The 12023-nt window shown below is 62.8% G+C and carries 12 protein-coding genes; 8 read left to right on the top strand and 4 right to left on the bottom strand.

Annotation, left to right across the window (positions count from 1 at the left end):
- Positions 1 to 23: 23 nt before the first annotated feature.
- The 4 genes from H6650_10060 to rfbD all read right to left on the bottom strand — a co-directional run bounded on the left by H6650_10060 (position 24) and on the right by rfbD (position 3437).
- The gene (locus H6650_10060) at positions 24 to 662 is read right to left on the bottom strand and encodes a ribonuclease HII (GenBank protein MCB8952344.1); all 639 of its coding nucleotides are present in this window, start codon (positions 660 to 662) and stop codon (positions 24 to 26) included.
- A gap of 19 nt (positions 663 to 681) precedes the next feature.
- Positions 682 to 1419, bottom strand: a complete 738-nt coding sequence (locus tag H6650_10055) for a glycosyltransferase family 2 protein (protein ID MCB8952343.1) — start codon at positions 1417 to 1419, stop codon at positions 682 to 684.
- Positions 1420 to 1562: 143 nt separating this feature from the next.
- Positions 1563 to 2528: a glycosyltransferase family 2 protein gene (locus tag H6650_10050; protein MCB8952342.1), complete on the bottom strand. Its 966-nt coding sequence runs from the start codon at positions 2526 to 2528 to the stop codon at positions 1563 to 1565.
- 75 nt (positions 2529 to 2603) lie between these two features.
- Positions 2604 to 3437, bottom strand: a complete 834-nt coding sequence (rfbD, locus tag H6650_10045) for a dTDP-4-dehydrorhamnose reductase (protein ID MCB8952341.1) — start codon at positions 3435 to 3437, stop codon at positions 2604 to 2606.
- Between the two features lie 98 nt (positions 3438 to 3535).
- On the opposite strand from rfbD, the gene trmD reads away from it, so the two are divergent.
- The 8 genes from trmD to murD all read left to right on the top strand — a co-directional run bounded on the left by trmD (position 3536) and on the right by murD (position 12023).
- A complete protein-coding gene (gene trmD, locus H6650_10040) occupies positions 3536 to 4273 on the top strand; it encodes a tRNA (guanosine(37)-N1)-methyltransferase TrmD (GenBank protein ID MCB8952340.1) in 738 nt (245 codons plus the stop codon).
- Between the two features lie 334 nt (positions 4274 to 4607).
- Positions 4608 to 5033 (top strand): division/cell wall cluster transcriptional repressor MraZ, encoded by a 426-nt coding sequence (gene mraZ / locus H6650_10035; protein MCB8952339.1) that lies wholly within the window; start codon positions 4608 to 4610, stop codon positions 5031 to 5033.
- A 3-nt stretch (positions 5034 to 5036) separates the two neighbouring features.
- A complete protein-coding gene (rsmH, locus tag H6650_10030; protein MCB8952338.1) occupies positions 5037 to 5978 on the top strand; it encodes a 16S rRNA (cytosine(1402)-N(4))-methyltransferase RsmH in 942 nt (313 codons plus the stop codon).
- Between the two features lie 14 nt (positions 5979 to 5992).
- Entirely contained in the window at positions 5993 to 6475 is a 483-nt protein-coding gene (locus H6650_10025) for a septum formation initiator family protein (protein ID MCB8952337.1), read from the top strand.
- Positions 6465 to 8165 carry a penicillin-binding protein 2 gene (locus H6650_10020; protein MCB8952336.1) on the top strand — a complete coding sequence of 567 codons (1701 nt, stop codon included), beginning with the start codon at positions 6465 to 6467 and terminating at the stop codon, positions 8163 to 8165. Before H6650_10025 ends, H6650_10020 begins: the two co-directional genes overlap by 11 nt.
- A 31-nt stretch (positions 8166 to 8196) precedes the next feature.
- Positions 8197 to 9630, top strand: a complete 1434-nt coding sequence (gene murF, locus H6650_10015) for a UDP-N-acetylmuramoyl-tripeptide--D-alanyl-D-alanine ligase (protein ID MCB8952335.1) — start codon at positions 8197 to 8199, stop codon at positions 9628 to 9630.
- A 16-nt stretch (positions 9631 to 9646) separates the two neighbouring features.
- Positions 9647 to 10645, top strand: a complete 999-nt coding sequence (gene mraY / locus H6650_10010; GenBank protein MCB8952334.1) for a phospho-N-acetylmuramoyl-pentapeptide-transferase — start codon at positions 9647 to 9649, stop codon at positions 10643 to 10645.
- Positions 10646 to 10649: 4 nt separating this feature from the next.
- Positions 10650 to 12023, top strand: a complete 1374-nt coding sequence (gene murD / locus H6650_10005; GenBank protein MCB8952333.1) for a UDP-N-acetylmuramoyl-L-alanine--D-glutamate ligase — start codon at positions 10650 to 10652, stop codon at positions 12021 to 12023.

Raw genomic sequence — 12023 nt, 5'->3', positions numbered from 1 at the left:
GCGTGGCATTCAGTCTCCGGCCATCAACCATCAACCGCCAGCAGCGTCGGGCGAATGGGCGCGAAGGAGTGGCGGTGAATAGCGGTAGGGCCGTGGTGGGCGAGAGCGTGTAGGTGGGCCTGGGTTCCGTATCCTTTGTGGCGGGCGAAGCCGTAGGCGGGATATTGGCTGTCCAGCGCCAGCATGTGGCGGTCGCGGGTGACTTTGGCCAGGATGGAGGCGGCGGCGATGCTCAGGCTGAGGCCATCGCCGCGGATGATGGCTTGCTGCGGCTGCGTCAGTTGGCGCAGACGGATACGTCCGTCAATGAGCAGGTAGCTGGCCGGCGGCACGAGCTGACGCACGGCGGCGACCATGGCCTGGTGGGTGGCGGGGAGGATGCCGATTTCGTCAATGATGGCGGCGGCGGCGCTGCCCACGGCCCAGGCGAGGGCATGGGTGATGATCAGGTCGTAGAGGCGTTCCCGCTGCCGCGCGGTGAGTTGCTTGGAGTCGTTGACGGCGACCAACCGCGCCAGCCGGTCAGGATTGTTGAGGGGGAGGATGACGGCGGCGGCGACGACGGGGCCGGCCAATGCGCCTCGTCCCGCTTCGTCAATGCCGGCAATCAACCACTCCCCCCTTCGCTCTATAATCTCTTGCTCAAACGTCAAATCAGGCATTGGACGGCTGCCAATGGCGTCAGCGGCGGGGATAGACGCCCGTCATCAGGTTCCAGCGGATTTTCAGCGTTTCTCCGATAGTGTCCAAATAATCCCACCGTTGCACGTGCGTGCCGGCATCGTCTATCCAATCCGCGGCAATCACAGCCGTTTTGTAGCCATAGCGACGGGCCAGCGCCAGTGCCTCAATATCGAACCCCCAGCGGTCGATACGCGCCGCGCCGAAGATGCGTTCCGCCGCCTCCGCCGTAAACGCCTTGAAGCCACACTGCGTGTCCCAGATGCCGGGCACGGCCATGAGTTGGATGAAAAGATTGCCGGCATTTCCCAAAAATCGCTTCAAAAATGGCTGCGGAACCGCCTGCCGCGCGCCGGGTACATCCTTCGCATCCCGCGAGCAAATCACCACGTCGTACCCCTGCGCCAGGAACGGCTGCATCTGGTCAAAATGCGCCATATCCGTGGAATTATCCGCATCCGTGAACAGGCGAATCCCGCCCCGCGCCGCCAGCATCCCCTCCCGTACCGTGTAACCCTTTCCCCGATTTTCCCGCCGGTCCAGCCAGCGGAACTGTTCCTTGTCCGCGGCAAATGCCTCCACCACGCCGCGCGTATTGTCCGTGCAACCGTCGAGGGCCACAATCACTTCCCATGAAAATGGCTGCGGCAACAGGTAGGCATAAATTGCTGCCAGGGTCTTGGGGAGGCGGGTTTCTTCATTGTAGGCGGGGATAATGACGGAGAGATACGGATTCATGAGGAAAGATGGTTGGGAATCAGGGTTTTCTCTTGTGTAGGCCGGTATCTTCGTTGCGTTTGGGGTGGGGATGCCGGCATATGCAACCGCTCAAGCGGAAACATAAGGTGAATCACTTACCTGTTTCAAGTCAAGGGTGAATGTTACTTGGCTCCTCCGGTATCGTCAATAGGCGTCAGCAGGGCCAGCAGGGAGTCATCGGTAATGCGCCGGTTTGCCTGGATCTCACGCCGCTTGCGCCACATCTTTGGCAGGCCAAGCAGACCCGCCACCTGCCCCCGCAGCCTGGCCCGCGCCGCCGCGCCGCGCCAATGGCGCAGCGCCGCGCGCGTGATCTCCCACTGCCCGCGCAGCACCAGCCGCCAGTTTTGCCGTAGCAGGCTGGCCGGATAATTCTTCCAGATCAGGTAGAGAAAGTTGCGCCCGTCGTAGTAGCTGCCGGTGACGCTGCCGCCGGTGGCCTTCAGTTTGTGGTAGACGATGGCCGTGGGCACATACAGCACCGCCCAGCCGGCCAGATGGGCGCGCCAGCCCAGGTCTACGTCCTCGCAGGAGAAGAAGAAATCGTCATCCAGCAGCCCGATCTCGTCCAGCATGGCGCGGCGGTAGGCGGCGGCCCCCCCGCAGGCGCTAAAAACGGCTTCCTCGCGCTCGTATTGCCCTTCGTCTTTTTGCCACACGCCGCGATTGCCGGGGATGCCATCGACGCGGTAGAAGTCGCCGGCGGTGTGGAAATGGTCGCGGCGGTCGAAGAGGAGCATTTTGCTGGCGACGCTGCCCACATGCGGGTGACGGGTAAAGGCGTCCAGGATGGCGGCGAGCCAGCCGGGATCAGTTTCGGTGTCGTTGTTGAGGAGGATGAGGATGGGGGATTGGGCGGCGCGCATGCCGGCATTACACGCCCCCGTAAACCCCCGATTCTCCCCCAACGCCAGTAGCCGCACCTCAGGAAACGCCCGGCGCACATACGCCTGCGAGCCATCCGTCGAACCATTGTCCACCAGCAGCACCTCAAAATCGGCGCGGGTCTGGCGGCGCAAGCTGCCCAGGCAGTCGTCCAGGTGCTGCTTGCCGTTCCAGTGGGGAATGATGATCGAGGCGGCGGGCATAGGAGGTGTTGTCATTTAGATTGGTCCAATCTCCGAGATTGGACCAATCTTGCCAAATTAATAACGGGCGATTACTTAAACTGTTCGCAAATAAGCGGCGAGTGCTTCTTGCCAGGGGCGCAGGGTAATGCCCAGCGCGGCGGCGGCGTTGTTGTGCAGCGCGCCAAAGCGGGGTGGGGTGGACGCACGCACAAACGCTTGCCCCAAAATGGGGGTGTTGCGCACGTGCGTTAGATTTTCCTGGCGCAAAATCTCGTTGGCGAACGCCCACCGTGAACATGCGCCCGCGTTGACCAGGTGGAAGATGCCGTACTGCCGCGCCGCAATCAGTTGGGCGATGCCCGCGGCCAGGTCGGCGGCGTAGGTGGGGTTGCCCACCTCGTCCGTGACCACGCGCACCTGCCCGGTGCGGTGGGCGCGGTCGAGGATGGCGTGGATGAAGTTGCGCCCGCCGGCGGCGAAGACCCAGGCGGTGCGTACGATGGCGCAGCGGCGCGCGAGGGTGCGGGCGTACATCTCGCCGGCGGCTTTGGATTGTCCGTAGGGGTTGATGGGGTCGGGCGTGTCCCATTCAGCGTATCCGTGGGGATTTGTGCCGGCAAAAACCTCATTCGTACTCACATAAATCAGCGCCGCCCCCACCGATTCGCAAGCCAGGGCCACATTCTGCGTCCCCAACCCGTTCACGCGGTAAGCCAGTTGCGGGTCGCGGGCGCAACCGTCCACGTCCGTGTACGCCGCGCAGTGGACAATCACATCAGGTTGCGCCACCCGCACCGCCGCCCCCACCGATTCGCGGTCGCTCACCTCCACGTCGGGCCGATTGGCGGGAATACATTCATGTTCGGTCAAGACCGCTTGCAGCGCGCGTCCCACCTGCCCGCGCGCGCCCGTAATCATAATGCGCATAAGAAACCTCCACCCCGAATTATACCAGCGAACGACCGATCCACCGCAACCACTGACTCGCCGCTGCCAACTCCCCGCGATTCATGTATATTTACGCCATGCGCATAGACATCCTCACGCTGTTCCCCGACATGTTTCCCGACTACCTGAATGCCAGTATTTTGCGGCGGGCGCAAGATGCCGGCATTCTCCACCTCCACCTGCACAACATTCGTGACTACGCTGCCGGCAAACACCGCATCACCGACGAGCCCCCCTACGGCGGCGGCGGCGGCATGGTCCTCAAACCCGCGCCCATCTTCGCCGCCGTAGAAGCCATCCTGGCCGACCCACCCGCCGCCACGCCGCCCCCCATCATCCTCCTCACGCCACAAGGTCGCCTCTTTAACCAGGCCCTCGCCGCCGAACTGGCGCGGCAGCCCCGCCTGCTGCTGCTCTGTGGACGCTACGAAGGCGTAGACGAGCGCGTGCGCCAGCACCTCGTCAGCGACGAAATCTCCATCGGCGATTTTGTCCTCACCGGCGGCGAATTGGCGGCCATGGTTCTCATTGATGCCGTGGCCCGCCTGCTGCCCGGCGTCCTCGGCGCGGAAGATGCCGCCGACCAGGACAGCCACGCCACCGGCCTGCTGGAAGGCCCCCACTACACCCGCCCGGAGACCTTTCGCGGCTGGTCCGTGCCCCCCGTCCTCCGCTCCGGCCACGCCGCCCAAATTGCCCGCTGGCGGCGACAAGAAGCCCTCCGCCGCACCTGGCGCCGCCGCCCCGAACTCTTGCTGACCGCCGCGCTCAGTGAAGAAGATCGCCAGTTTCTGGCCGTTCTGGCGCTTGAATAGGTGACGGTTGACGGTTGGCGCTTGCCTGCCCTCCGTGGCCTGCTCAGTGGATCCTTTCCCGCTTTTTTGTTCCCGAAATTGATACGCAAACGCGCGCCGCCGCGCGTGTGGCCCGCTGCAAGCCGGTTGTCAGTGGGTTGCCCCTACGCGCGTTCCGACGTCGGATCGGCGCCGTTTTCCCTGTCGCCGCAACCTTAAAAATTCACGTTTGCACCTTTCGTTTGTGGCGCGTTTGGTGTATACTTTGCCGTATAGTGGGTCAAAGTGGTACGAAGTGGGGCAAAAAGGTCCACATTGGCCAGAAAATCATCCCAGAATGGGGCAATTAGAACAGATGTTCTTAGGCGAGTTCGTCCACACCATCGACGATAAAGGGCGTTTGACCATTCCCGCCAAGTTCCGCGGCGAACTGGCGGCCGGGCTGGTGATTACGCGCGGCTTCGACCGCAACCTGATGCTGTTTCCGCTGGATGGCTGGCAGAACCTGGCGGACGAAATCGCTACCCGGCCTCTCAGCGATGAGGGGATGCGGGCTTTCCGGCGGCGCGTTTTTTCCGGCGCGGCGGACCTGGTGCCGGATCGTCAGGGTCGGATTGTTTTGCCGGCATATCTGCGCGAATTTGCCGGCATTGAAACAGAAGTCGTCGTCACCGGCATGTACAACTACCTGGAAATTTGGAACGCCGACAACTGGCAAGCCGTACGCACCGAAGTCGAAGAAAGCGACGATGCCACCCGCTGGGATGACCTGGGGATTTGATGGATGTCGGCCACATCGGACGCCGCCCATATCCCTGTTCTCTTCCAGGAAACCATGCACATATTGCGCCCCCACGCCGGCGGGCGCTACATCGACGGCACAGTAGGCGCGGGCGGTCATACAGCGGGCCTGCTGGCCGCATCCGCCCCGGACGGAAAGGTCCTCGCCTTTGACCGCGACCCGGAAGCCATCTCTTTTGCCCGCGCCCGTCTGCAATCGGACGCCAGCCGTGTGACATTTATCAATGCCAGTTACGCCGAAATGGGCCAACTGGCGCCAACCTATGGTTTCAACCAGGTTGATGGTGTTTTGCTCGACCTGGGGTTGTCCTCCCGCCAGTTGGAAGATGGTCTGCGCGGGTTTTCGTTCTTACGGGACGGCCCCCTGGATATGCGCTTCGATCCGCGCCGGGGCAAAACGGCGGCGGACCTCATTAACACACTGTCAGAAACCGATCTAGCCAGCCTGTTCTGGCATTATGGCGAAGAGCGATCCAGTCGTAAAATTGCTCGCGCCATCGTCCTGGCACGACCGCTGCACACAACGGGGGAGCTGCGGCAGGTGATCGAAGCGGTCATGGGGCGACGTGGACGTAAGCACCCCGCCACCCAGGTTTTCCAGGCGCTGCGGATTGTCGTCAACGAGGAGTTGGCGGCGGTGGAAAAAGGGTTGGCTGCCGGCATCGACCTGCTCAAGCCGGGCGGGCGCATGGCCGTGATCAGCTTTCACTCGCTAGAAGACCGCCTGGTCAAGCAGACATTCCGCCAACTTTCCCGCGACTGTGTTTGCCCGCCGCAACAGCCAATTTGCACTTGCGATGCCCACGCCGTTGTCCAGTTGGTGACGCGCAAGGCAGTTCAGCCGGGCGACGAAGAAATCGCCGCCAATCCACGCAGCCGCAGCGCCCGCCTGCGCGTCGTGGAGAAGAGAAGTGGCGTGGCGTAGTTGATGGTTTTACCATGTCCGATCCCGTTCCCTCCGCTCGTCAACGCGCCGCCGAAGCGCTGAAGAAACTCCCCTGGCTGACTGAAGCGCAAGCGGCTCTTGGCTGGGGCATTATTCTCATCCTGATTGCCCTGCTAGGAGCGATTTATCTCAGCCAGACGAGTCGCACGGCCATTGTGGGGCGACGGATACAGGCGCTGCAGGAGGAACTGGATAACCTGAAACAGAGCAATGGGGAACTGGAATCGGCGATTGCCACGGCGCAATCATTGGATCGGTTGGAAAATGAGGCGCGACGGCTGGGATTCGTCCCGCCGCGCTCCGAGGAGATTGAATATCTGGTTGTGCCGGGTTATCCCGTGATGGAAAATGCCGGCATTTCTCCCACCCCCAACGCCATCATCCGCAAACCCCCGCACACCATGCGCGAAGCCATATGGCTCCTCCTTAAAGCCACATTCGGCAACCTCGTGCAAGGAGAATCTGGTGAACAGTAGTCAAATCAGGCGTACCTGGATCATTATCATCGGCCTTTGCTTCTTCACCGTCATCATTGTCGGGCGTCTTTTTGCCTTCCAGGTGGTGCAAGGGAACGCTTGGGTAGAACAAGGTCGCCGGGCCGAGATCGTCCAGGTGCGCGACGATCCAGAGCGGGGCATCATCTACGACCGCAATGGCGCCGTCCTCGCCGCCAACGCCGCGGACTACCAGATCAGCGCCGCCCCCAATCTGGTGCAGGATGCGGGAGAAGTTGCCACTACCCTCGCCCCCATCATGGAAGAACCGCGTAATCGAATCCAGGCTGAACTGGAATCGGCGCAATCCTTTGTCATGTTGGCCCCCCGCGTCGGCGCGGACATCGCGGACGCCGTGCGCGTTCATGATTTTGATGGCATCCAGATTGATCCGTTGCCGCGCCGCATTTACCCGCAGGGCAGCCTGCTCAGCCACGTCCTCGGTTACGTTGATTTCGACAATCAGGGCGGCTCCGGCCTGGAGGGGCAGTATCAGCGTGTGCTGGCCGGCGAGGCCGCCAGCGCCAGCGTAAATATCTCCCCGCTCACCTTCCAACCCAACGTCATCGCCCGCGAGGGGGCGGACCTGGTGCTGACTATTGACCGCACCGTGCAATACGCGGTGGAGCAAGCGCTCTCGGATGCCCTGATCGAGCATCAAGCGCGCTCCGGTACAATCATCGTCATGGACCCGCGCACGGGCGCTATCCTGGCGATGGCCAGCAAGCCGGATTACACACCGTACGATTTTTACAAACATGACGCCGGGTTACTGCTCAACCCCGCCATCAGTCGGATGTATGAGCCGGGGTCAGTCATGAAGCTGATCACCATGGCCGCCGCTCTTGACTCCGGCACGGTGACGCCACAGAGCACCTACTACGACTCCGGCGTGATTGAGATGGGCGGCAGCCAGATGTACAACTGGGACCGCAGCGCCCCAGGGTTGACGGACATGACCACGCTGTTGTCCCGTTCACTGAACGTAGGCGCGGCCACGCTGGCTTCCTGGATGGGGCCGGACGTGTTTTACCATTACATGGAGAAGTTCAACTTTGGCCGACCCACGGGCATTGATCTGATGGCGGAAGCAATTGGCATCATGCCGCTGCCCGGTGATGAGAACTGGACGGAAGCCAGCCTGGGGACGAATGCCTTCGGCCAGGGGTTGGCGGTGACGCCGCTGCAAATGATCGTGGCCGCATCGGCGCTGGCAAACGATGGCAAGCTCATGCAGCCCTACGTGGTGCAGGAGATTCACGCGCAGGGGCAGGTGCTGCGGCACGAGCCGACGGTGCTGAGCCAGGCGGTGAGCAAGGAGACGGCGCGGCAGTTGACGGCGATGGCCGTTAACGCGGTGGCGAGTGAGGTGTATGAGGCGCAGGTGGATGGGTACACGATTGCCGGCAAAACCGGCACGGCCCAGATTGCGGAAGGCGGCATTTACCTGCTCAACGACGTCATCGGCTCCTTTATTGGCTGGCTGCCGGCGGATAACCCGGAAATCATTGTCCTGGTGAAGCTGGACCGCCCACAACTAAACCCGTGGGGTTCGCAGACTGCCGCCCCGACCTTCGCCAGTCTGGCGCAAGAGTTGGTCGTCCTCCTGGACATCCCGCCAGACCGGGTTCGTCTCCAGGCCGACATCATGGCGGCGCGAGGTGGTAATTGATAAGGGGCAAGGCACTCGTTTGCCGAGGATCATGATTACGCTTGGACACGTTTTTGCCGCTCTCACGGATTATCAGCCGCGTGGTCAGGAACCGGCGCTGACGTCGGTAGTCATTGACAGCCGCCAGGCCGTGAAGGGCAGCTTGTTTGTGGCTTTTGTCGGCGAGAATGTGGATGGGCACGATTTCGTGGAGGATGCGTTTCGTCGCGGCGCGGTGGCGGCGTTGGTGCAGCGGCCCGTGGCTCGTTCTTACCATACGGTGCGGCTGCGCGCCGGGGATACGAATGGGGAAGGGTTGGCGGAAATACCGGCATCTCCCCTCTGCCTCCTCGTAGATAACACCCTGGATGCCTTGCAGCGGATCGCCGCCTACTGGCGACGCCGGCACCACCTCACCGTCGTCGGCATCACCGGTAGCGTCGGCAAAACCTCCACCAAAGAATTGACCGCCGCCGTCCTCTCCCGGCGCGGTCGCACCTTAAAATCAGAAGGCAACTACAACAACGAGATCGGCCTTCCCCTGACCGTACTGCAATTGAACGCGCGTCACCGGTACGCCGTGCTGGAAATGGGCATGTACGCCACGGGCGAAATCGCCACCCTCTGCCGTATTGCCGCCCCCGCCATCGGCGTCGTCACCAACGTCGGCCCGGTGCATCTGGAGCGGTTGGGCAGCCTGGAGGCAATCGTAGCCGCCAAGCAAGAGTTGGTGGCGGCGCTGCCCGCCGACGGCGTGGCTATCCTCAACCGGGACGAGCCGCTGGTGATGGGCATGGCCGCGCACACGGCGGCGCGCGTCTTCACCTATGGCCTCGGCGACAATGGGGACGCGCCGCGGGCCGACCTGTGGGCGGACGAGATCGCTTCCATGGGGCTGGATGGCATTCGTTTTCGCCTGCACTATCAAGGCGCGACACTGTACATTCGTGTCCCGCTGCTGGGGCGGCACAGCGTACACACGGCGCTGCGGGCGGCGGCAGTGGGCCTGAACTGCGGCCTCAGTTGGGATGAGATCGTCACGGGGCTGCAAGATCGCCGCACGCAGTTGCGCCTGGTGGCCGTTGACGGACCGCGCGGCTCGCTCCTGATCGACGACACGTACAACTCCAGCCCGGAATCGGCGATTGCGGCGCTCAATTTGCTGGCGGACCTGGACGGACGACGCATTGCCGTGATGGGTGATATGTTGGAATTGGGCGCGGCAGCGGAGCAGGGTCACCGCATGGTGGCGCGGCGGGCGGTGGATGTGGCGGATATTTTGATCACGGTTGGTCCGTTGGGGCGCATGATGGGGGAGGAGGCGCTGGCTTTGGGAATGCCGGCATCTCACGTCCATATCCTCCCCGACCACACCGCCGCGGCCGCCCTGCTGGCAACCGTCATCGAACCCGACGACGTCATCCTCGTCAAAGGCTCGCGCGGCGTCCACCTGGACCAACTGGTAACGGCCTTAAGTACGTCGTGAAGAGTAGATAGGCAACATGGCATTTGCACTCACAATAGGCGGCGTCACCTTCTTGCTGGCCGTGATCTGGGGCAGCCCCCTGATCGAATTGATGCGGCGGCTGCGTCTGGGCAAACAGATTCGCATCGAAGGGCCGCAATCGCACATGAAAAAGATGGGCACACCGGCCATGGGCGGCATCCTCATCGTCGGTTGGACCGTGATCATCAGCATTGTGGTGAACATCGTGCAGTTGGTGAAACTGCAAGTGATCGCCGAAAGCGTGATCATTCCCCTCGGCGTGATGGTCGCCTACGCCATTTTGGGCGGCATCGACGATTACCAGGGTTTTCGCCAGCGGCCCGGCGTGGGCATGCTGGCGCGCTACAAAATCTGGTATCAGGTCGCCATCGGTCTGGCGGCCGCGATTCTGCTCTTCATTCTGAATGACCGGCACGGCTTCGTGGCTGTGCCCACCGTGCCCTTGCTGCTGGACATGGGCATTTGGTACGTGCCCGTGGCGACTTTCGTGATTGTGGCGACGGCGAATGCGGTGAATTTTACGGATGGATTGGATGGACTTGCCGGCATTATCACAGCCACCGCGTTCGCCATCTACGGCGTTATCGCCTTCATGCAAGACCAGCAGTTCCTGCTCGTTTACTGCTTCGTCGTGGTCGGCTCCTGCTTTGCTTTCCTCTGGTTCAACGCCCACCCCGCGCAGATGTTCATGGGCGACGTTGGCTCCCAGGCGCTGGGCGGCGCGCTGGGCGTGGTCGCCCTGATGACGAACCAGTGGCTTATCTTGCCCGTGGTGGCTTTTGTCCCCGTTGCCACCACGGTTTCCGTCGTCTTACAAGTTGCCTCGGCGGTCCTGAGCCGCCGTTTCCTGGGGCGAGATATTCGCCCTTTCAAGATGTCCCCTCTGCACAACCATTTTGTCGTCACCGGCTGGAGCGAGACGCAAATTGTGCAGCGATGGTGGCTGATCGGTATCCTGTCGGGCATGATCGGCCTGGCGCTGGCGTTGATATAGAAGAATGGACACGTTAACTGGCAAACACCTCCTCATCCTCGGTCTGGCGCGGCAGGGCATGGCTCTGGCGCGTTTCGCCGTGTCGGTGGGGGCAAAGGTGACGGTGTCCGACTTGCGCCTGGCGGAACAATTGCAAGCAAATCTGGCGGCGCTGGCCGACTGCCCGATAGCGTACGTTTTGGGTGAACATCCGTTGTCGTTGTTGGATGGCGTGGATGTGGTGGCGGTGAGCGGCAGCGTGCCGGCATCCGCGCCCATTGTGCGGGTGGCGGTTGAGCGGGGCATCCCGGTAACGAATGATTCGCAGCTTTTCGCCGAACGCAACCCCGCCCGCCGCACCATGGGGATTACAGGAAGTGCCGGCAAAACCACCACCACCACCCTCACCGGACGCCTCTGCCTGGCCAGTGGCGTCACCACCTGGGTTGGCGGCAACATCGGCCAGCCCCTCATCGGCTGCCTGGACCAGATTCAGCCCCAGGATTACGTCGTGCAGGAACTTTCCAGCTTCCAGCTTGAATGGTGGCGCCGCAGCCCCGCCGTGGCCGCCGTGCTGAACATCACGCCTAACCACCTGGACCGCCACCGCACCATGGCCGCCTACAGCGACGCCAAAGCCAACATCCTGCGCCACCAGGAGCAAGACGGCGTGGCCGTCCTCTGCGCCGATGACCCCGGCGCCCTGGCCCTGGCCCCCCTGGTGCGCGGGCGGCTGCGCCTCTTCAGTCGGCGGCAAACCGTCACCGATGGCGCCTTCCTGCGCGACAAGCAGCTCTGGCTGGCAGACGATGGGCGCGCCACACCCGTTTGCGCCCTGGAAGACATTCAACTGCGCGGCCAGCACAACATCTCGAATGTCCTCGCGGCCATCACCCTGGCGGATAGCGTGGGTGTCCCTGCCGCCGTCATGCGCGAGGCCATTGCCAGCTTTACCGGCGTGCCCCACCGCCTGGAACCCGTGCGCGTCCTCCACGGCGTCCTCTACATTAACGACTCCATCGCCACCGCGCCGGAGCGCGCCCTGGCCGCCATCAACGCCTTCCACGAACCGTTGGTGCTGCTGGCCGGTGGGCGGGACAAAGATATGGTCTGGGACGATTGGGCGCGCACCGTGCAACAGCGCGTCAAAGCCGTCGTCCTCTTTGGCCTGCTCGCGCCGGCGCTGGCGGACTATCTGGCGGCGCAGTCGCGTAATGGGCAAACGCCGCCGCCCGTGGTGCGCTGTCACACACTCGGCGAGGCCGTGCAGGCGGCGGCGCGGCTGGCGCAACCCGGCGACGTGGTTCTCCTCTCCCCCGGCGGAACCAGCTACGACGCTTACACCGATTTCGTCGCCCGCGGCGAGCATTTTCGGCAGTTGGTGCGGGACCTGTGTTGA

This window comes from Ardenticatenales bacterium, assembly GCA_020634515.1.
Classification (GTDB): domain Bacteria; phylum Chloroflexota; class Anaerolineae; order Promineifilales; family Promineifilaceae; genus JAGVTM01.
This window is presented reverse-complemented; position numbering and strand designations above follow the sequence as displayed.